General features: G+C 40.2%; 17 protein-coding genes and 1 other annotated feature. All 17 genes read left to right on the top strand.

Features of this window, described 5'->3' with window-relative positions; genetic code table 11:
- Window positions 1-212 precede the first annotated feature (212 nt).
- The 17 genes from AC1DSL_RS11135 to AC1DSL_RS11055 all read left to right on the top strand — a co-directional run bounded on the left by AC1DSL_RS11135 (window position 213) and on the right by AC1DSL_RS11055 (window position 21,751).
- The gene (locus tag AC1DSL_RS11135) at window positions 213-656 is read left to right on the top strand and encodes a group I intron-associated PD-(D/E)XK endonuclease (RefSeq protein ID WP_477532221.1); all 444 of its coding nucleotides are present in this window, start codon (window positions 213-215) and stop codon (window positions 654-656) included.
- 163 nt (window positions 657-819) lie between these two features.
- Window positions 820-2,055: an ATP-binding protein gene (locus AC1DSL_RS11130; RefSeq protein ID WP_477532220.1), complete on the top strand. Its 1,236-nt coding sequence runs from the start codon at window positions 820-822 to the stop codon at window positions 2,053-2,055.
- A gap of 212 nt (window positions 2,056-2,267) precedes the next feature.
- The gene (locus tag AC1DSL_RS11125; protein ID WP_477532219.1) at window positions 2,268-2,963 is read left to right on the top strand and encodes a hypothetical protein; all 696 of its coding nucleotides are present in this window, start codon (window positions 2,268-2,270) and stop codon (window positions 2,961-2,963) included.
- Window positions 2,964-3,082: 119 nt separating this feature from the next.
- Window positions 3,083-4,084, top strand: coding sequence for a tetratricopeptide repeat protein (locus tag AC1DSL_RS11120; protein WP_016426755.1), 1,002 nt, complete (start codon window positions 3,083-3,085; stop codon window positions 4,082-4,084).
- A gap of 103 nt (window positions 4,085-4,187) precedes the next feature.
- A complete protein-coding gene (gene tig / locus AC1DSL_RS11115; RefSeq protein ID WP_477532218.1) occupies window positions 4,188-5,474 on the top strand; it encodes a trigger factor in 1,287 nt (428 codons plus the stop codon).
- 198 nt (window positions 5,475-5,672) lie between these two features.
- A complete protein-coding gene (gene clpX, locus AC1DSL_RS11110) occupies window positions 5,673-6,941 on the top strand; it encodes an ATP-dependent protease ATP-binding subunit ClpX (RefSeq protein WP_477532217.1) in 1,269 nt (422 codons plus the stop codon).
- A 126-nt stretch (window positions 6,942-7,067) separates the two neighbouring features.
- Window positions 7,068-9,398, top strand: a complete 2,331-nt coding sequence (gene lon, locus AC1DSL_RS11105; RefSeq protein ID WP_477532216.1) for an endopeptidase La — start codon at window positions 7,068-7,070, stop codon at window positions 9,396-9,398.
- Window positions 9,395-9,991, top strand: a complete 597-nt coding sequence (gene yihA / locus AC1DSL_RS11100) for a ribosome biogenesis GTP-binding protein YihA/YsxC (RefSeq protein WP_016426759.1) — start codon at window positions 9,395-9,397, stop codon at window positions 9,989-9,991. The genes lon and yihA overlap by 4 nt, the downstream gene beginning before the upstream one ends.
- A gap of 433 nt (window positions 9,992-10,424) precedes the next feature.
- Complete coding sequence (gene hemA, locus AC1DSL_RS11095) at window positions 10,425-11,789, top strand: glutamyl-tRNA reductase (protein WP_477532215.1); 1,365 nt, start codon at window positions 10,425-10,427, stop codon at window positions 11,787-11,789.
- Window positions 11,790-11,875: 86 nt separating this feature from the next.
- Window positions 11,876-12,706, top strand: coding sequence for a cytochrome C assembly family protein (locus AC1DSL_RS11090; RefSeq protein WP_342543352.1), 831 nt, complete (start codon window positions 11,876-11,878; stop codon window positions 12,704-12,706).
- 34 nt (window positions 12,707-12,740) lie between these two features.
- Window positions 12,741-13,670, top strand: a complete 930-nt coding sequence (hemC, locus tag AC1DSL_RS11085; protein WP_477532214.1) for a hydroxymethylbilane synthase — start codon at window positions 12,741-12,743, stop codon at window positions 13,668-13,670.
- A complete protein-coding gene (locus tag AC1DSL_RS11080) occupies window positions 13,663-14,427 on the top strand; it encodes a uroporphyrinogen-III synthase (protein ID WP_477532213.1) in 765 nt (254 codons plus the stop codon). Before hemC ends, AC1DSL_RS11080 begins: the two co-directional genes overlap by 8 nt.
- A complete protein-coding gene (gene hemB, locus AC1DSL_RS11075) occupies window positions 14,424-15,404 on the top strand; it encodes a porphobilinogen synthase (RefSeq protein WP_016426764.1) in 981 nt (326 codons plus the stop codon). Before AC1DSL_RS11080 ends, hemB begins: the two co-directional genes overlap by 4 nt.
- Window positions 15,404-16,693, top strand: coding sequence for a glutamate-1-semialdehyde 2,1-aminomutase (gene hemL, locus AC1DSL_RS11070; RefSeq protein WP_477532212.1), 1,290 nt, complete (start codon window positions 15,404-15,406; stop codon window positions 16,691-16,693). The genes hemB and hemL overlap by 1 nt, the downstream gene beginning before the upstream one ends.
- A 43-nt stretch (window positions 16,694-16,736) precedes the next feature.
- Window positions 16,737-17,813: an AbrB family transcriptional regulator gene (locus tag AC1DSL_RS11065; protein ID WP_477532211.1), complete on the top strand. Its 1,077-nt coding sequence runs from the start codon at window positions 16,737-16,739 to the stop codon at window positions 17,811-17,813.
- Window positions 17,814-18,003: 190 nt separating this feature from the next.
- Entirely contained in the window at window positions 18,004-18,555 is a 552-nt protein-coding gene (locus tag AC1DSL_RS11060; protein WP_016426767.1) for a hypothetical protein, read from the top strand.
- Between the two features lie 277 nt (window positions 18,556-18,832).
- Window positions 18,833-19,059 (top strand) — a binding site (T-box leader).
- Between the two features lie 46 nt (window positions 19,060-19,105).
- Complete coding sequence (locus AC1DSL_RS11055; RefSeq protein WP_477532210.1) at window positions 19,106-21,751, top strand: valine--tRNA ligase; 2,646 nt, start codon at window positions 19,106-19,108, stop codon at window positions 21,749-21,751.
- Window positions 21,752-21,917 lie beyond the last annotated feature (166 nt).

Raw genomic sequence — 21,917 nt, 5'->3', positions numbered from 1 at the left:
GTAGGATACTCTCAAAAATTACTATTTAAATGTTCATGTGGAAATAATTTTGAAAAAACTTTTACTAAATTTAAAGGTAGTAACCAGAAAAAATGTCCAAATTGTTCAGAAAATAGGGCTTCTCGTTAAATCCTATAGCAACTCGTAGTCAATGGTTGTCCTTAGAAATATGACTAACAATAGGTAAACTAAAAACTTTGAGGTGGTGTGTTATGGAGCATCATACAAAAAACAAAGGGGATTTAGGTGTACTTAAAGCGCAAGCGGACTTATGTTCAAAAGGTTATTTGATTCTTACTCCATTATCAGAACATACTCCATTTGATCTTGTTGCTTATAAAGATGGAGACTTCATTCGAATTCAGGTCAAATATAGAAGTGTAAACTCTAAAGGCTTTCTATTTGTAAGATTTAGTTCGTCTTATAGTACTTCTAAAGGGTATTGCGAAAATCCAGTTGATAAAAATCAAATAGACTTGTATTGTGTTTACTGTCCAGATACAGACAGGTGTTATTATTTTGATCCGAAAAAATTTAACAGCACTGTAAATATTAGAATAAACAAATCACTTAATAAGCAGTGTAAGAATATACATTACGCAGATGATTACTTATCAATTCCGACAATATTTTTAGAAAAAACCAGACAAGAATAAATCCTTCTTTATCTAAAAGTGAATTGATCACATAACGCATGTGACTTCACTTTGGTAAAGAAGGTTTTTTTATTACAAAATTCGACATATTGGAAATGTCTGTTGCGGAAGAAGTATAATTCTCCCTAGAAGAACTTTAGTTCCATGGAAAGGAGGAAATTCAGTGTTAGAAACGTTGTTGTTAAATATCTTATTTTTAATTTTCCCTCTACTATTGTTCGTGATTTTCTTTGATAATCGCAAACATTTTTATAATATTGTATTTCTCATTGCCTTTGCCACGATTTCGATGATTTTATGTATGGTTTATCCGATTCATCTGGATATTGGTTTTATTTTTGATTTGCGGTATATCCCGTTTATTATCGTTGCGTTATATGGAGGTTATTGGAAGGTTCTGCCTCTTTTTATCGTCTTGAACGTTTATCGTTTTATGATTGGTGGGGAGGGAACAATTCAATCCCTTTTATTTTCATCCTCCATTTTCATGATTGTGCCTTTTTTGAGTAAAATATTTCTTCGAGTAAACACGCAAAAACGTTTACTTATTGGTGTTTCGGCAGCGATATTCACGATGGGATTTTACTTAACGACACTCAGTACATTTTTTGATGTATTAACACAGGAGTTCTGGTTGCTGGCATTTTATTCCCTTACCACTCATGTTGTTGTCATTATCCTGATTATGTTGATGATCGAAAAAGCACTCGATAATATTAAGAGCCGCGAAAATTTCCTTCACGCAGAACGGCTTCATGTGATGAGTGAGCTTACGGCAAGTGTGTCGCATGAGATTAGAAACCCTCTGACTGTGACCAATGGTTTCTTGCAGCTATTGAAGGAATCAAAGAATGTATCGGTAGATGAAAAAATGTACATCGATTATTCGTTGAAAGAATTGGAACGTGCCGAACAAATTGTGAGTGATTTTCTAGCATTTGCGAAACCGCAATCTGAAAACATGGTGTATGCCAATTTGGAAGAAGAATTTAGGTACGTGAAAAATATTCTAATGCCTTATGCTAAAATGAATCGTGTTGAAATTGAATGTCATTTTACAAATACACTGAAGTTGAAATACGATAAAAATCAAATGCAACAGTGTCTTTTGAATTTATTAAAAAATGGAATAGAAGCAATGAAARAAAACGGTGGGATTTTGACAATTGAGGTCTGTGATTTCGATCAAAACATTATCTTAACCGTTAAAGATAGTGGCATTGGAATGACGAAGGATGAAATAAAGAATTTGGGCAAACCTTATTACTCAACAAAAAAAGAAGGTACTGGCCTTGGCATGTTGATGGTGTATGGAACGATCTGTAAAGTTAAAGGTAAAATTGGTGTTGAAAGTAAAAAAGGTAAAGGAACTACTTTCACAATTACGATTCCAGTTTGAAATCTAGTTTGAAAATTGTGAAGGGGTGTGCATTAATGCGCACTCTTTTTCTATTTTCTTCTACATGTAAATTTCCCTTTTATAGTGTTTAGAGGAAGTAATTACTATATTAAAATATCTTTACAATTATATTACAGTCTTTTAATATGAATTTTGAAGATTATAAGAAATCACTATAATTTTACATTTTTGAACCAGGGAGAGTACATAGCGTGAAAAAAACATTAAAAGCATTGCTTCCATTAATTTTGCTTGTCACCGGAGTTTTAGTGGGGTGCAGTGAAGATCAAACAACTGCTAAAGAAGTCAATCCTTCAAAAGCGGAACAGAAAGAAGTTTCCAATAAAAAAGAAGAAGTCAGCGAACCGGTAACGGATGAAAATGGCCGAGTACTTTTAACAGAGGTTGGGCAAAAAGTGAAGGAAGAGGATGGAACTTCTGTAGAATTGCTGAAAATTAAAGAGGTCAATCAAAGTGTGGACATAGCACCTGTAAAAGTTGTTGTGACAAACATGAAAGTCATCCAACTAACAGATATTCATCCTGATAACACAGACTATTTACTCCAATTCATGAATGCTTCGGAATTGCCAGAGAAACTTAATTATATTCAAATAAATTATACAGCTGAAAATACATCTGATAAAAATATTGGATGGAACGGAATCAGTACAATCGTTACGAATACAGGCGAGCAACTGGATGCAATGGGTAATGACTTCATTTGGGAAGAAAATGGCTTTGACAGTACTTTTTATGGTAAGACCAAACATGAAGGAACAATCGGAGTTTTTACCACCAGCAATGTTGATGAATTGAAATCATTGAAGTTCATTATCAGCTCAAGCTATGACGAAGACACGTATGAAGATATTACTAGTGAACAACAAGCTGAATTCGGTTTTTAATCACTAATTGAGCTTTTTACTCCAAGAAGAATACAATTAATGAAGAAAGGATGTGCTGAGAAGCGCATCCTTTTTTCAATTTGTGCTACTATAAACGCAAGAGAAAGGCGGAATCCACATTGCGAAAAAAGTACGGAAAACTTCAAAAAAAAGAAAACATCATTGTCTTTCCGGGCATGGTGGACAGACTCATATCCGAAGGACTGAAACATGCTGAAGATTTTCAATATGATTTAGCGGTGGATTCAATTAGACAGGCCCTGACATACATAGAAGCTGATGAACAAACACTAGGTGTCTATGCATATTCATTGTATGAAATTCGGGAATTCACTGAGGCTAAGACAGTTTGTGAGGAACTTTTGAAATTAGGTCCTACCTATTACTTTGAAACGATGGAGTTGTATGTAACGATCCTGATGGAGCTCCGCCAGTTCGGTGAGGTAAAAGAAATTTTGGAATCATTGCTTGAAGAAGGCGTTGTTTCTGAAGATAAAATAGATAAATTTGAACAACTTCTCACATTGAATGAACGCGTGGCCAAACAAAAAAGTGATCGGATATTGGAAGATGTTCCTCATAACAATCAAATTGATGCAAGCTTATTTCAATACGAAACATTTTCTCGTTTCCCAGAAGATAAGCAACAGCAACTATTGGTTGAACTGGAAGGGGAAGATCTGACGCCAATAGAAAATGAACTGGTGACCATTATTGAAGATGACCTAATATCACCCATAACGAAATCCTTCGCCCTATTATTGATGGTACACAAAAGAATAGATCGGAACATAACCATTGAAAAGTTCGGTTATGGAACTGATATTATCCCTAAAGAGCTGTTAGACCCTTCCCAAACACCGATGGTCGAAGCTGTCCTAAACATGACGGAAGATGACCTCATTCAAAATCCAACCAAATTGGAAATGGTTCATGATTTAATCATTCGTCACTCATTTGCAACGTATCCATTTGAATGGTTTTCGTTCGATGAGCAAGAAGTGGCTGAAGCTTATATAAATTACGTAGGAGGCATGTTAGGGGAAGAAGTGACTTGCGAAGGGAAGTTGTATGACTTGCTCGTTAGGATTGATGTCCTCTTCGAAATGCGGAACATGTGAAAAAAGTTGAAAGTATCGGCGGTTATGCTATACTAGAATGGTTGTCAAAATCATAGATAAGAATGATACTAAACAATTGAAATTAATGATGGAGGTTGAATATATGTCAGTGAAATGGGAAAAACAAGAAGGTAACACAGGTATTCTAACTGTAGAAGTAGAAGCAGCAAAAGTTAATGAAGGTTTAGATAAAGCTTTCAAAAAGGTTGTTAAAGAAATCAACGTACCAGGTTTCCGTAAAGGGAAAATGCCACGTAAAATGTTCGAACAACGTTTTGGTGCTGAGTCTTTATACCAAGATGCTTTAGATTTCATTCTACCTGATGCATATGCTACAGCTGTTGAAGAAGCTGGAATCGATCCTGTTGATCGTCCGGAAATCGACATCGAAAAAATGGAGCAAGGTGAAAACTTGATTTTCAAAGCTACTGTTACAGTACGTCCTGAAGTAACTCTTGGAGATTACAAAGGCATTGAAGTTTCTAAACAAGACTCAAATGTAACTGATGAAGACATCGAAGCTCAATTAAAAGAACAACAAACACGTTTGGCTGAGCTAGTTGTTAAAGAAGACGAAGCAATCGTTGAAGGCGATACAGCTGTTATCGATTTCGAAGGATTCCTTGGAGAAGAAGCATTTGAAGGCGGCGCTGGTGAAGACCACGCACTTGAAATTGGTTCTGGATCATTCATTCCAGGTTTCGAAGAGCAATTGGTTGGCTTAAAAGCTGGCGAACAAAAAGATGTAGTTGTTACTTTCCCTGAAGAATACCATGCAGCTGAACTTGCTGGTAAAGAAGCTACTTTCAAAGTAACTGTGAAAGAAGTAAAAGGAAAAGAACTTCCTGAATTAAACGATGATTTCGCAAAAGAAATCGATAGCGAAATTGAAGGTATCGATGCTCTTCGTACGAAATTAAAAGTACAAGCAATTGAAGAAAAGAAAAATGCGGCTGAAGCTGGATTCAAAGATGAGTTAGTTGAGAAAGTTGCTGAAAACGCAACAATCGATATTCCTCAAGCAATGATCGATGCAGAAGTAGATCGTATGTTAAATGACTTCGCACAACGTTTACAATCACAAGGTATGAACCTTGACCTTTACTACCAATTCTCTGGTCAAGATGAAAACGCACTTCGTGCACAAATGATTGAAGATGCTAACAAGCGTGTGAAAGTTTCCTTGACACTTGAAGCGATCGCTGAAGCAGAAGGCCTAACAGCTTCTGAAGAAGAAGTAAATGCTGAAATCGAAAAAATGTCTGGTCAATTCAACATGACTGCTGAACAAATCCGTACAGCACTTGGTGGTACTGGCGCACTTGAAAACGATATCCGTATGCAAAAAACAATCGACTTCTTAGTTGAAAACGCTAAAGTTACAGAATAATTTTTATCACTGCTTTTTAAAACAAGGCGCGGACATATTGCCCGTGCCTTGTTTTCTCTCATACATAGGTAATGTCTGGTGATTGATCCAAAAGATACGTGAACGATGAAAAATAATGATCTAAGTTTTCATTAATCTTATTAGTTGATTCTAGTAGGAGAATCTTGTAAGATTGTGGCTTGAATAGGGGTGAATATTTTGTTCAAATTTAATGATGAAAAAGGGAATTTAAAGTGTTCCTTCTGTGGTAAATCCCAAGAACAAGTTCGTAAACTGGTCGCAGGACCTGGTGTATATATTTGCGATGAATGTATTGAATTATGTACGGAAATCGTGGAAGAAGAACTCGGTACAGAAGAAGAAACTGAGTTTAAAGAAGTTCCAAAACCAAAAGAAATCCTTTCCATTCTTGATGAATATGTAATTGGTCAGGAGCGAGCAAAAAAATCACTCGCTGTAGCTGTTTATAATCATTACAAACGCATCAATTCCGACAGCAAAATCGATGATGTGGAATTATCAAAATCAAATATCGTTATTTTGGGACCAACTGGTAGTGGTAAGACGTTACTAGCTCAAACACTTGCGCGCATTCTGAATGTGCCATTCGCGATTGCTGATGCAACATCATTAACTGAAGCTGGATATGTTGGGGAAGATGTAGAAAACATTCTCCTGAAATTGATTCAATCGGCTGATTATGATGTTGAAAAAGCGGAAAAAGGTATTATTTATATCGATGAAATCGATAAAGTAGCACGTAAATCCGAAAATCCATCCATCACGCGTGATGTTTCAGGTGAAGGTGTGCAACAGGCACTTCTGAAAATTTTAGAAGGCACAGTTGCAAGCGTTCCTCCTCAAGGTGGGCGTAAGCATCCTCATCAGGAATTCATTCAAATCGACACAACGAACATCTTGTTCATCGTTGGTGGAGCATTTGATGGAATTGATCAAATCATTAAACGTCGTTTAGGACAAAAAGTAATCGGTTTCGGTTCAGATCCAAACAAAAAAGATCCTGAAGAATCTTCATTATTATCACAATTAATTCCTGAAGATTTGTTGAAATTCGGATTGATTCCTGAATTCATTGGCCGTCTGCCAGTATTGGCAAGCTTGGAACAGCTAGACGAGAACGCTCTTGTTCAAATTTTAACTGAACCCAAAAATGCTTTAGTGAAGCAATACCAAAAAATGATTGAATTGGATAATGTCAAATTGACATTTGAAGATGATGCATTGGTTGAAATTGCGAAATTGGCAATCGAACGCAAAACGGGTGCACGTGGACTTCGTTCGATTATTGAATCATTAATGTTGGACGTGATGTATGAATTGCCTTCACGTGAAGATATTATAGAGTGTGTTATTACGAAAGAAACGGTTACTGATTCTACAAATCCGAGATTGGTTTTGGAAGACGGTAGCGTACTGAATCAAAATGATGAAAAAACTTCAGCGTAAATTTAGCTGAATGAAAAGCTGGCTTCGAACGTGCGTATGCTACGCGCAGCTCGGATGTCAGCTTTTTCTTCCATATGTTTGATTTATGGAGAAATCGGACAAAATTGGACGGAGGTGACTTTCCAAATGTCAAAGAAAAATGAAGAAAAAATCGTTCCATTATTACCTTTGCGTGGTTTGTTAGTATTTCCGACGATGGTGTTACATATTGATGTAGGTCGTGAGCGTTCTGTTGCAGCATTGGAACAGGCATTATTGACTGATAACATCGTCTTTCTGGCAACCCAAAAAGATATGAATGTTGAACAACCAGTAGAAGAGGATTTGAACGGAATAGGAACGTTGGCTCATGTGAATCAAATGATTAAACTGCCAAACGGCACAATCCGTGTATTAGTAGAAGGCTTGGAGCGTGCAACGTGGGCTAGTTACACGGAAGGTGATAACTACGCAACTGTGACCGTTACTGCTTCACCGGATGATACTGAGAAAACGCCGGAACATGAAGCCCTTATGCGCATGCTACTTCAGTATTTTGAAAAGTACTCTAAAATTTCGAAAAAAGTAACATCAGAAACATATGACACAGTCTCTGATATTGAAGAGCCAGGCCGTTTGGCGGATATGATCGCGTCTTACTTGCCGCTGAAGGTTAGTGGGAAACAAGAAGTGCTTGAAATTTTCGACGTGAAAGACCGCTTGGAATGGTTAGTCAATCGCTTGCACAATGAACAAGAAGTGTTGGATATGGAAAAGAAAATATCTGCACGAGTAAAACAGGCGATGGAACGTACACAAAAAGAATTTTATTTGCGTGAGCAAATGAAAGCGATTCAAACGGAACTTGGCGATCGAGAAGGTAAAACAGGAGAAGTAGCTGACCTTCGTAAGAAAATCGATGAATCGGGAATGCCTGAATCTACGTTAAATGTGGCTTTGAAAGAGTTAGACCGATATGAAAAACTTCCGGCAGCAGCTGCTGAAAGTGGCGTCATTCGCAACTATTTGGATTGGCTAGTGGCCATTCCATGGACGGATGCTACAGCTGATCGATTGGATATCAACCGAGCGGAAGCTATTTTAAATCGTGACCACGATGGACTGGAGTCAGTAAAAGAGCGTGTGCTTGAATATTTAGCTGTTCGTCAATTGACCAAATCATTGCGCGGACCGATTCTTTGTCTGGCTGGACCTCCAGGTGTCGGAAAAACTTCGCTTGCCCGTTCCATTGCAGAATCATTAGGACGTCAGTTCGTTCGTATTTCACTGGGTGGTGTACGAGATGAATCAGAAATTCGTGGACATCGTCGCACGTATGTAGGTGCAATGCCTGGACGCATCATTCAAGGGATGAAAAAAGCCGGAAAAATTAATCCGGTCTTCTTGTTGGATGAAATTGATAAAATGTCAAATGACTTCCGTGGGGATCCTTCTTCAGCGATGCTTGAAGTATTGGATCCGGAACAGAACCACAATTTCAGCGACCATTACATTGAAGAAACATATAACTTATCAAACGTGTTATTCGTTGCAACTGCTAATGATTTAAGCACGATTCCAGGACCACTCCGTGATCGCATGGAAATTATTTCTATTGCAGGCTATACGGAGATGGAAAAGCAATCCATTGCAAAAAATCATTTATTGCCGAAACAGTTGAAAGAACATGGTTTGACGAAATCGCAACTGCAACTTAAAGACGATGCGATTCTTGACTTGATTCGCTATTACACACGTGAAGCGGGTGTCCGTAGTCTTGAGCGCCAAATTGCTGCTATTTGCCGTAAAGCTGCCAAACAAGTTGTATCCACTGATAAAAAACGCATTGTTATCAAAGCTTCTTCTTTGGAAGATCTAATCGGCAAACATAAATTCCGTTATGGACAAGCCGAAACAGAAAACCAGGTAGGTGTTGCGACGGGCTTGGCCTATACCACTGTTGGTGGAGACACACTTCAAATTGAAGTATCTCTTTCACCTGGTAAAGGAAAGCTGATTTTGACTGGTAAATTGGGCGATGTCATGAAAGAGTCTGCTCAGACAGCCTTGTCATTCGTTCGATCGAAAACCGAAGTATTAGGACTGGATGCGAATTTCCATGAATCGCATGATATTCATATTCACGTGCCTGAAGGGGCGGTTCCGAAAGACGGACCTTCTGCCGGAATTACCATTGCAACGGCGCTTGTATCGGCTTTGTCAAAACGTCCTATTCGACGTGAAGTGGGCATGACTGGTGAAATCACATTACGTGGTCGCGTGTTGCCAATCGGTGGAGTTAAAGAAAAAACGTTAAGCGCTCACCGTGCAGGATTAACAACGATTATTTTACCGAAAGAAAATGAACGAGATATAGAAGATATACCGGGAAGTGTGCGCGAGGACTTAACATTCAAATTTGTCTCGCATGCTGACGAAGTGCTGGAAATAGCACTAGAAGGAGGCGGCGTGAAATGAAAGTGCATAACGTGGAATTAGTAATCAGTGCAGTACGACCAGAGCAATATCCGGAAGATGGTTTTCCGGAGTTTGCTCTTGCTGGTCGTTCAAATGTAGGAAAATCTTCATTTATTAATAAAATGATAGGCCGAAAGAGTATGGCACGTATTTCTTCAAAACCGGGGAAAACGCAAACATTGAACTTCTATAAAATTGAAGAACAATTGTTTTTCGTTGATGTTCCTGGATACGGCTATGCAAAAGTTTCGAAAAGCGAACGTGAAGCTTGGGGTAAAATGATCGAAACGTATATTACGAGTCGTGACGTGCTGAAAGCCGTTATCCAGATTGTGGATCTTCGTCATCCACCATCCGATGATGATTGCATGATGTATGATTTCCTGAAGTATCACAACATTCCTTGTATCGTCATTGCCACAAAAGCGGATAAAATCCCGAAAGGCAAATGGGAGAAGCATAAGAAAATGGTTCGTGACGAACTTGATATGGAAGCGCATGATACGATGATTCTGTTTTCTTCGGAAACGGGTCTTGGATTTGATGCGGCATGGGCAGAAATCAAACGTCGTATGGTACTAGAAATAGAATAGAACGGTTACACTCTCTAAGAAGCCTAATGCTTTTTAGGGAGTTTTTTTAATGATTTGTGAATCTGGAGGATTGAAGTTCTTGTCAGAGGTAATATAAAGGTTGTGGGGATTTTGTGCAACCTGGAATGGTAAACTGTCTACCTGGAAGTCGTTTCTGTCTACTTGGAACCGCAAACTGTCAACCTGGCACGCGATATTGTCAACCTGGAGCAACAATCACGCCAATTCGCAATACCATTAACAGACAATTCCGCATACAAGCAAAACGATTGTATGCGTTCAGACGTTTTGATACACTTACATTATAATTATTATAAAGTAGCTTACCAATCAGCCTTGATTTCATAGCTTGTTCACATTTAAAACCTTGTTTTTAAAAACGTTATGCTATAATAAAAGGCGTGAAATAGAACGTGAAAGGTGTCATGAAGCCATGCATACCATCGTAGTGGGTGTTAATTATCGTACAGCGCCGGTAGAGATTCGCGAACGATTGTCCTTCGTTGAGTCCGATTTACCGCAGGCGATGCAAGCACTGCAAGAGCAGAAAAGCATATTGGAAAACGTGATTGTCTCTACATGTAACCGTACCGAAATCTATGCGATTGTCGATCAGTTACATACCGGACGTTATTATATAAAGCAATTCCTTGCGACATGGTTCAAGTTACCGATTGAATCGTTTTCGTCGTACCTATTCATTTATGAAAATGATGGGGCGATGGAGCATCTATTCCGAGTAACTGCTTCGATCGATTCAATGGTACTTGGAGAAACACAAATTCTTGGACAAGTACGCAAAAGTTTCTTGGATGCCCAAGAACGGGGGACAACTGGAACAGTATTCAACCAATTGTTCAAACAAGCGATTACTCTTGCGAAGCGTGCACATGCTGAAACAGCAATCGGTGAGAACGCGGTTTCTGTTTCTTATGCTGCAGTTGAACTAGGAAAGAAAATTTTCGGTTCATTGAAGCAAAAGCATGTTGTTATTTTAGGGGCAGGGAAAATGGGTGAACTGGCGATTAAGAACCTTCACGGAAGTGGAGCAGAGAAAATCACAGTCATCAACCGCACCTTCGAGAAAGCTCAATTACTTGCAGAGAAATTTGATGGTCAGGCGAAATCGATGCAAGAACTTCAATGTGCATTGCTTGAAGCTGACATATTAATTAGTTCAACAGGTTCAACTGAATACGTTATTGACTTGGAATTGATGCAATTTGTGGAGCGCATTCGTAAAGGAAAGCCACTATTCATGGTGGATATCGCAGTGCCACGTGATTTGGATCCGCGCATTGGTGAGCTTCCAAATGTGTTCCTATATGATATAGATGATTTGCAAGGCATTGTGGAAGCGAACTTAGCGGAACGACAACTTGCTGCTAATGACATCATGTTGATGATTGAACAGGAACTTGTCCAGTTCAACAATTGGCTCGGTACATTGGGAGTCGTTCCTATCATCTCGGCACTTCGTCAAAAAGCGATGCAAATACAAGCAGAGACTATGGTCAGCATTGAAAACAAAATGCCTGAACTGACGGATCGAGAACGTAAGATATTAAGCAAACATACTAAATCAATTATCAATCAATTGTTAAAAGATCCAATCCTGCAGGCGAAAGAACTTGCAGTTTCATCAAATTCACATGAACAACTGCAATTATTCCAACAGATATTTGGTATTGTAGAAGAGGTTCAGCAAGAAAAACAACGTCAAATGATGGCTGTCAAACAACAGCTAGAAGTTGTTGAAGAAAAAAAGATAGCAGTTAATCCAGGGTATTCATATTAATTCATGTTAGGGGGCGTTTTCGTATCTGTATGGTAAACTATACATGCGAAAACGCTTTTTATTTCTGAGGGAAAAGGGGTAAGGTAGTGGCGGATTTGACCATGACAAGGCTGCATGAAGGTATGGTTATCCTCTACGCAATCAGTCTTGTATTTTACTTCATTGATTATTTAGATAAAGATTCAAAAGCTCACCGCATTGCGTTTTGGCTACTCAGCATTGTGTGGCTATTGCAAACGGTTTTTTTAGTCCTATATATTGTTGAGACGAAAAGGTTTCCGATATTGACTTTGTTTGAAGGCATTTATTTTTATGCCTGGTTATTAATCTCGTTATCCATCGGACTTCATCTTATATACCGTGTGATGGTTCCCGTGTTTTTCCTGAATGTCATCGGTTTTATTTTTATGACCATTCATACATTTTCACCTGTTCAGATTGAACGCTCACCTGTTGGGGAAACACTGATATCAGAGTTGTTATTCATCCATGTAACTTTTGCGATCCTGTCGTATGTAGGATTCTCGTTATCTTTTGTCTTTTCGGCGTTGTATCATATTTTGTATCGCTTATTAAAGAAAAAGAAATGGACGAAACAATTCGGGAAACTGCCTTCTCTTGATCAAACGGAGAAGGGGATGACCGTGTCAATCGTCATCGGCATTCCATTTCTGTTCGTCAGTCTGATTCTGGGGCTGCAATGGGGATACGTTACACTCAATGAATTTTCGCTTATTGATGTGAAAATCATAGGTTCATTTATTTTATTATTTGTTTACGGCTATTTATTTTATCGAAGAAAAAAAGGGACACTTTACGGAACAAGTTATGCATGGGGTCATGCTTATGCCTTCCTGCTCGTGTTGGTGAATTTTTTCTTAGGAAGTCGATTATCCGACTTTCATTTTTGGTACTAAAATCTAATTAATCGGTTAAGTGGGGTTGTTAATAATGAGAAAAATTATAGTAGGTTCGAGAAGAAGTAAATTGGCATTGACACAAACAAATTGGTTTATCGATCAAATGAAACAAGCGGGAGCACCATTTGAGTTTGAAGTAAAAGAAATCGTCACAAAAGGTGATCAAATCCTGGATGTTCAACTTTCAAAAGTTGGGGGCAAAGGATTGTTTGTTAAAGAAATTGAACAAGCCTTGTACGACAAAGAAATCGATTTTGCTGTTCATAGCATGAAAGACATGCCTTCGGAATTGCCGGAAGGACTTGTCATCGGGTGTATTCCTCCGCGTGAAGATGCACGTGATGCTTTTATTTCAACAGGGCATGTGAAATTTATGGACTTACCGGTAGGAGCAGTTGTCGGAACAAGCAGTTTACGTCGTTCAGCTCAACTTCTGTTATTGCGTCCAGACCTTGAAATCAAATGGATTCGCGGAAATGTAGATACACGTCTCGCTAAACTTGAAACAGAAGAGTACGATGCGATTATTTTAGCTGCAGCTGGACTCAAGCGTCTTGGGTGGAGCGATGATGTGGTGACGGAATATTTATCAACTGAAGATTGTCTTCCTGCTGTGGGTCAAGGTGCTTTAGCAATCGAATGCCGTGGAGACGACGCGGAATTATTAGGAGAGCTTGGCAAACTGACACATGAAGAAACTTGGAAAGCCGTTCATGCAGAGCGTGCATTTTTACATGCAATGGATGGCGGTTGCCAAGTACCGATTGCTGGTTTTGCAACAGTGGAAAACGGAGATGTTCATTTTACAGGATTGGTTGCTTCACCTGATGCTGAACAAGTTTTCAAACAAACTTCTAAGAATGTTGTACCAGAAACGGCAGGAAAAGACGTGGCAGTGACATTAAGCGAGCAAGGTGCTTACGATTTGATTCAACAAGTAAGAGCCGATTTAAATGTCTAAAAAAGGTGATTTGCAAGGACAAACGATTGTCTTTACAGGTCAACCAAAGTCTGACGAAGCATTTTTTGAAGTGACAAGGCTGGGTGGAGAATTCATTTCTTTCCCGCTCATCCGAACTCAGGAAGTAACGTTTCAAGACGAACAATTTATTAATAGTCTCCACACTTATGACTGGTTGATTTTCACAAGCCAAAATGCAGTAGTTGCATTCGAACAAAAAGTGCTGCGACACAAGATTCTCGTGGATTCCTTGCCTTGTAAGATTGCRGCAGTTGGCAGTAAAACTGCGACTGCTTTAGAACGCATAGGTTTTCATGTGACGTTTACACCAACTACGTTCAGTGCGGATGCATTTGTTCAACAATTCCCGTTGGTAGCCGGTTACTCAGATACTTGTTTGTTTTTACGTGGATCACTTGCTAAAGCTACGATAAAAGAAGGTCTATCACAATCCGTGGACGAATGGACCGTATATGAAACTCTGCCTGATGAGGGTAACGCGAAAAGTTTAGGTGGCTATCTCACTCAATATCCACATGTTATTGTGGCATTTGCGAGTCCCTCATCAGTGGAAGTATTCACACGTGAAATTGCGCCCAATATCGGTTGGAACGAAATGACGATTGCTGCAATTGGTCATGTGACTGCAACTGCATTGAAAAAACAAGGTGTTGCAGTTCATATACAGCCAACAACTTACACATGGCTTGCACTCATTCAAGAAATTGCTAAATGGAAGGATGACTCATACAAATGAAAGAACTTCAATTCAATAGACACCGACGCTTGCGTCACAGCGAAACTTTGCGTGCAATGGTACGCGAAACTAAATTACATACAGATGACTTGATTTACCCGATTTTCGTTGCAGAAGGCGAAAATATTAAAAATCCGATCGCTTCAATGCCAGGCGTATACCAATTTTCTATGGATCACTTAGGTGAGGAAGTGGACGAAGTTGTATCACTTGGTATCCCATCGGTTATTTTATTCGGCATACCTCTTGAGAAAGATGCAGAAGGCACACAAGCTTACCATGATCATGGCATCATTCAAGAAGCGATTCGCTTTGTAAAAGAACGTCACCCACATTTGGTTGTCATTGCTGATACGTGCTTATGTGAATATACGGACCATGGTCACTGCGGAATTATTGAAAACGGACAAGTCCTAAACGATCCAACTCTTGATTTATTGGCTCGCACTGCCATTGCACAAGCGAAAGCGGGTGCTGACATTATTGCTCCGTCAAACATGATGGATGGATTCGTAGCGGCTATTCGTTACGGTTTGGATGAAGCAGGCTTTTCACATCTCCCTATTATGTCGTATGCAGTGAAATATGCATCAGCGTATTACGGTCCATTCCGTGATGCAGCAAACAGTACACCTCAATTTGGTGACCGCAAGTCGTATCAAATGGATTTTGCAAATCGCAATGAAGCGATGCGCGAAGCAACATCTGACGTTGAAGAAGGCGCAGATTTCCTGATTGTTAAACCAGCACTATCTTACTTGGATATCGTGCGTGACGTGAAAAATAACTTCGACTTACCGGTCGTGGCTTACAATGTGAGTGGGGAATATGCCATGGTGAAAGCGGCAGCACAAAACGGATGGATAGACGAAGAAAGAATTGTCATTGAAACACTTACAAGCATGAAGCGCGCAGGCGCGGATTTAATCATGACGTACCACGCGAAAGATGTGGCTCGTTGGTTGGGGGCGAAATAATGGAACGTTCTTACGATAAATCAAAACAAGCATTCAGCGAAGCCGTGAAATTGATGCCAGGTGGTGTCAATAGTCCGGTTCGTGCATTCAAATCGGTTGATATGGATCCGATTTTCATGGCAAGCGGAAAAGGTGCAACAATTACAGATATCGATGGTAATGACTATATCGACTATGTACTTTCATGGGGACCACTTATTTTAGGTCACTCTCATCCTGACGTCGTGGCAGCTATTCAAAAAGTAGCTGAAACGGGCACAAGTTTCGGTGCACCTACAGTCGTTGAAAATGACTTGGCAAAATTGGTCATGGAACGTGTGCCATCTATCGAAATGGTACGTATGGTATCTTCCGGAACAGAAGCAACGATGAGCGCACTTCGTGCAGCACGTGGTTTCACTGGACGTAATAAAATCCTGAAATTCGAAGGTTGTTACCATGGACATGGCGATAGCTTATTGATTAAAGCAGGCTCAGGTGTTGCGACACTTGGTTTACCGGATAGCCCAGGTGTGCCGGAATCAGTGGCTAAAAACACGATTACAGTCGCTTACAATGATTTGGAGAGTGTACGTGCAGCATTTAAACAGCACGGAGATGACTTGGCAGCAATTATCGTAGAACCAGTGGCGGGGAATATGGGCGTAGTCGGACCTCAACCTGGCTTCCTCGAAGGTCTTCGTGAACTATCAACAGATAACGGAACAGTTCTTATCTTTGACGAAGTAATGACGGGCTTCCGTGTCGGTTATAACTGTGCCCAAGGTCACTTCAACGTAACACCGGATTTGACGTGTCTTGGTAAAGTAATCGGCGGAGGACTTCCAGTCGGTGCTTACGGCGGGAAACTTGAAATTATGTCGCGAATCGCGCCAAGTGGCCCGATTTATCAAGCAGGCACACTTTCAGGTAATCCATTAGCTATGACGGCAGGTTTTGAAACCCTTTCTCGCTTAACTCCTGAAACGTATGAGCACTTCAACAGACTTGCGGATCAGTTGGAAGCGGGCTTCCGTGAAGCGGCTTCGAAATACCACATCCCACACACAGTGAATCGTGCGGGATCAATGATTGGATTCTTCTTTACGGATGAAACAGTAACGAACTACGACGTGGCGAAAACGTCTGATCTTCAACTGTTTGCAAAATATTACCGCTTGATGGCTGAGGAAGGCATTTTCTTGCCACCTTCACAATTTGAAGGCATGTTCCTATCTGCCGCTCATACATCTGAAGACATTGCGAAAACTGTGGAAGCATTCCATAAAGTATTTAAACAACTAGCTTAATACTCATGTCCTGGTACTCACTCGAGTATCAGGGCTTTTTTCAATGAAGAAAGGTGTGGTCTTGTTGCAACAGTCTTGGATAATCATACGTACTTTTATAATTGCAGCAGCGGCTGGTTTCATATTTGACCGAATCGGCATCTTTTTGCCATGGTTGCTAGGACCAATGGTTTCATTACTGCTTTTAAGGCAATATACTAAATTGCAATTTGAGTGGCCACGAATATATCGACAGATCGGTTTGATTTTCCTTGGTATTCAAATCGGCTCGTCTTTTACCAAAACATCCATAGAACTTATGTGGTTTGATTTTCCCCTGATGGTATTGATGACGTTGTCAGTCTCAGGTGTGGCACTATTATTAAGCCTGCTTTTTATGAAAATGTCTGGGGAAACCATTGCAACCAGCGTGTTAGGTTCTTTGCCAGGTGGGCTATCCCAAATGGTGTTGCTGAGTGAAGAAGTGGAATCAGCGAATTCCACCATCGTGACATTGATGCAGACGTTTCGAATCTTTGTGGTCGTGACGGTTGTCCCTTTTTTAACTGCATGGATTCCAAAAGGCAGTCATTTCAACGAAGCGACACTGGCTGAGTTGCCGACATTTAATGTTACTCATTTCATCATAGCTGTCTTACTTGGTACTTCCTTTTTTATCGCAATGAAAAAAATACATTTTCCTTTGCCTGAAATGATGGCACCTATTTTATCAATGGCCATTGTGCAGTTCGTGACAGATCATCCAGTTGTCGAAGTGCCTTCCATCGTATTAATTCTGTCTCAAATATTTGTGGGTGCTCATTTAGGCTTACAGCTCGAAAAAGTAAGAAATCAATTATCGATACGACTGTTCGCAGCGATTGTGCTGACAAACTTGGCGCTTATTGCATTTTGTGGATTCATTGCATACATACTGACAAACATTCATCCAGTTAACACGTTTCTAGATTTCTTTATTAGTGCAGCGCCTGGAGGAATTGCCGAAATGTCCATTACAGCATTGGAAACGGGTGCAGATTTGTCGACCGTCACCAGTTTTCATTTATTCCGGATTTTCTTTATCTTGCTGATTGCAGGACCTGTGATGACGTATGCATTGAAAAAATGGTTGAAAGCCTGATGTTTGATAGTGAGCGGTTGCTCAGACTGGCTTTTTTGAGTTTTCAACTGAAATAGAGCTGGTGACGTCTTAAAAAATAGTGAACTACGTCTGAGAAACTTTATGAACAACGAGAAGTTCTTCATGAAAGCATAAAGGCTCGTTCACTCGCATAAAATCTTTCACATAGCTTTGTGAAGGAGGACAAGAAGTGAATCAAGTTAATTGGAAGCTTCAAGAAGTTTTTTATTTCCCGGAAAGTTTTGGGGTGCCGACAAATGCTGCACGAATTGAGGTCAAGCCACAAGTAGAGTTTCAGCAAGTTAAAGGAGTAAGTAGTTTATATGGCATTTACCATATTGCAGCACATGTAGCTTTCCAACCAGGTGAATGTGAGCACCACGGAACGTCTGAATGGGTTTCAATCGAGGACTTGGACATGAATGGGGAAAACGGCTACTTTGAATATGCGGTGCCTTTATTCGTGGAATTACCTCCAAATTATGTTCATGGCAAAGTAGAACCTGAAATCCATCTGTCGGACGTTAATGCATCTGTCACCGATGAAAAAACGTTGAAAGTGGAATGGAGCGTTACTTGCTCGTATGAACTTCCTGAACCACGGGAATCCTCTTCCGTAGAAGTATTCACTGAGCCTGTCAATTCCACTTCCGAGGAAAATCCGGTGGTCAAAGAAAATGTAGCATTGCCATTCTTCCTGAGTGATTTAAAAGACGGCTACTCCGTCTATGAAGTTAAATAATATCTTTTTGAAATAAAAATAAGATGAAAATTAACAAGCACAGCAGCAAGAAATCGAAGGTCGTCGGGATGAAAATGGTACGGATAAGTTCGAAAACTGTGATCGGCAAAATGATATGTTTGCAGTAGAAGCGGGTTTTTCGAAGCCACGGTGGAAGCAGATAAGGATTATATCCTCTTCGCATTGAGATTCCTCCTTTCAAAAATACTTGACGAGTTGTCGTGCAGTCCTATACAATAATCTCATCTTGGAAATACAATATGTTACAAAACTAAATAACAATGCATTGATTGGGAAGAGTAAAGTGGTGCTGTTTTCACAAGAGAGGGAACGTTTGGTGAGAGTTTCCGTTAACACACATTTGAATGTCGCCCATGAGCAGTTTCTGTGAACCTGTAAGTAGCAGAAACCGGTTAAAAGCCGTTATATAAACTTGAGAGCGTGATGATTTTTTTGTCATCTGCGAATAAAGGTGGTACCGCGAACAACTCCTTCGTCCTTTTTGTGACGACAGGAGTTTTTTTGTTTTCAAAAAAAGGAGGAATCGATTATGACTGAACAAAAACCAGAACTTTCAACGAAGTATGATCCGAAGTCCATCGAACAGGGACGCTACGAATGGTGGCTTAAAGGAAAGTATTTTGAAGCACAGCCTGAAAGCGGCAAAGAACCATACACCATTGTAATCCCACCGCCAAACGTAACAGGTAAATTACACTTGGGCCATGCTTGGGACACAACACTTCAAGATATTTTAATCCGCATGAAACGCATGCAAGGATATGATGCACTATGGTTGCCAGGAATGGACCATGCAGGTATTGCGACACAGGCAAAAGTAGAAGAAAAACTTCGTTCTGAAGGTAAGTCACGTTACGATTTAGGACGTGATGAATTTGTTAAAGAGACTTGGAAGTGGAAAGAAGAATATGCAGGTCATATTCGTACGCAGTGGTCAAAAATTGGATTAGGTCTTGATTACTCACGTGAACGTTTTACACTCGATGATGGCTTATCAAATGCTGTTAAAGAAGTATTCGTTAAGCTTTACAACAAAGGGCTTATTTATCGCGGCGAACGTATCATCAACTGGGATCCAGCAACGAAAACAGCTTTATCTGATATCGAAGTAATCCATCAAGACGTACAGGGTGCTTTCTATCATATGCGATACCCGCTCACAGATGGCACAGGTCATATTGAAGTTGCGACAACTCGACCGGAAACGATGCTGGGCGATACTGCAGTTGCGGTTCATCCGAAAGACGAACGTTACATGCACTTAATTGGCAAAACCGTTACATTGCCGATCGTAGGACGCGAAATTAAGATTGTTGCAGATGATTATGTGGATATGGAATTTGGAAGCGGTGCTGTTAAAATCACACCTGCACATGACCCGAATGACTTTGAAATCGGTAACCGTCATGACCTAGAGCGCGTATTGGTTATGAAAGAAGACGGAACGATGAATGACAATGCGGATAAATATGCAGGGATGGATCGCTTCGAATGCCGCAAGCAAATTGTTGCGGATCTTCAAGAAGCGGGAGTATTGTTTAAAATCGAAGAGCATATGCATTCAGTTGGGCACTCAGAGCGTAGCGGCGCAGTAGTTGAACCGTATCTTTCGACACAGTGGTTCGTAAACATGCAGCCACTCGCAGACGAAGCAATTAAATTGCAGCAAGGCGAAGACAAAGTTCAATTCGTACCGGAACGCTTTGAAAACACCTATATGCGCTGGATGGAAAACATCCGTGACTGGTGTATTTCACGCCAATTATGGTGGGGTCACCGAATTCCAGCTTGGTACCACAATGAAACAGGCGAAATTTACGTAGGTCATGAAGCACCAGCGGACATCGAAAACTGGAAACAGGACGAAGATGTATTGGATACATGGTTCTCATCTGCACTATGGCCGTTTTCAACAATGGGCTGGCCGGACGAATCAAACGAAGAATTCAAACGTTACTACCCGACCGATGTATTAGTAACAGGATATGATATTATATTCTTCTGGGTATCACGTATGATTTTCCAAGGAATTGAGTTCACGGACCAACGTCCGTTTGACGATGTATTGATTCACGGACTTGTACGTGCTGAAGACGGACGTAAAATGTCTAAGTCATTAGGCAACGGAGTAGACCCAATGGACGTAATTGAGAAATACGGTGCGGATGCACTTCGTTACTTCTTATCAACTGGTTCATCACCAGGGCAAGATTTACGTTTCTCAATCGAGAAAGTGGAATCGGTTTGGAACTTCGCGAACAAGATCTGGAACGCTTCACGTTTTGCCATGATGAACATGGAAGGCATGAAGTTTGAAGATATTGATTTAAGTGGAGAAAAATCTGTTGCGGACGCATGGATCTTGACTCGCTTGAATGAAACAATTGACCAAGTAACAAAACTGGCAGAGAAATATGAGTTTGGTGAAGTAGGGCGCGCCCTTTATAACTTCATCTGGGATGACTTCTGTGACTGGTACATCGAAATGGCGAAGTTGCCATTATACGGTGAGGATGAAGATGCGAAGAAAATGACTCGTTCAGTGTTGGCATACGTTTTAGACAACACGATGCGTTTACTACATCCATTCATGCCGTTCATCACGGAAGAAATCTGGCAGAGCCTGCCGCATGAAGGCGAATCAATTACGATTGCTGCATGGCCGACTGTCAATGAATCGTTGACGGACAGCACAAAAGCATCAAGTATGAAATTGCTTTCGGATATCATCCGTTCAGTACGCGCGATCCGTGCAGAAGTACAAACGCCAATGAGCAAAAAAGTGCCGTTATACATCTCTGCTAAAGATTCAGAAACATTAGCAGTACTCGAAGCAAATGCGATGTACTTGGAGAAATTCTGTAACCCAGAACCATTGGTTTTAGGTCAAGGAATTGAGGCACCAGGTCAATCAATGTCAAGTGTCGTTTCAGGTGCAGAACTATTCTTACCACTTGAAGGCTTAATCGACGTAGCAGCTGAAACTGCACGATTGGAGAAAGAGCTGGAGAAATGGGCGAAAGAAGTTAAGCTTGTAACAGGCAAACTTTCAAATGAACGTTTCGTTTCGAAAGCACCTGAAGCAGTTGTTGCAGAAGAACGCGCAAAACAACAGGATTATATCGAAAAACACGCAACCGTTGAAAAACGCTTGGCTGAATTGAAGAATTTATAAGTTAGTGATAATGCCTCAAAAGCTTAAGGCTTTTGGGGTGTTTTTTATGGTGTGAAGAATAGTTTATCTGCATTTCGATGGATGAAATCTAGGATTCGAGGGAAGATATCTAGATTACATTCTCGAAAGGTTATTAAAGGCCGACCTCTTAAGCGATTTAGAGTTT

The sequence above is a fragment of the Paenisporosarcina sp. P4_D4 genome (genome assembly GCF_056401835.1).
This window is presented reverse-complemented; position numbering and strand designations above follow the sequence as displayed.

Coding starts and splice junctions, on each gene's coding strand:
- AC1DSL_RS11065 (WP_477532211.1), top strand. CDS start 16,737: ATGAAGAAAGGTGTGGTCTTGTTGCAACAGTCTTGGATAATCATACGT.
- AC1DSL_RS11055 (WP_477532210.1), top strand. CDS start 19,106: ATGACTGAACAAAAACCAGAACTTTCAACGAAGTATGATCCGAAGTCC.
- tig (WP_477532218.1), top strand. CDS start 4,188: ATGTCAGTGAAATGGGAAAAACAAGAAGGTAACACAGGTATTCTAACT.
- AC1DSL_RS11135 (WP_477532221.1), top strand. CDS start 213: ATGGAGCATCATACAAAAAACAAAGGGGATTTAGGTGTACTTAAAGCG.
- hemB (WP_016426764.1), top strand. CDS start 14,424: ATGAAAGAACTTCAATTCAATAGACACCGACGCTTGCGTCACAGCGAA.
- hemC (WP_477532214.1), top strand. CDS start 12,741: ATGAGAAAAATTATAGTAGGTTCGAGAAGAAGTAAATTGGCATTGACA.
- hemA (WP_477532215.1), top strand. CDS start 10,425: ATGCATACCATCGTAGTGGGTGTTAATTATCGTACAGCGCCGGTAGAG.
- hemL (WP_477532212.1), top strand. CDS start 15,404: ATGGAACGTTCTTACGATAAATCAAAACAAGCATTCAGCGAAGCCGTG.
- lon (WP_477532216.1), top strand. CDS start 7,068: ATGTCAAAGAAAAATGAAGAAAAAATCGTTCCATTATTACCTTTGCGT.
- yihA (WP_016426759.1), top strand. CDS start 9,395: ATGAAAGTGCATAACGTGGAATTAGTAATCAGTGCAGTACGACCAGAG.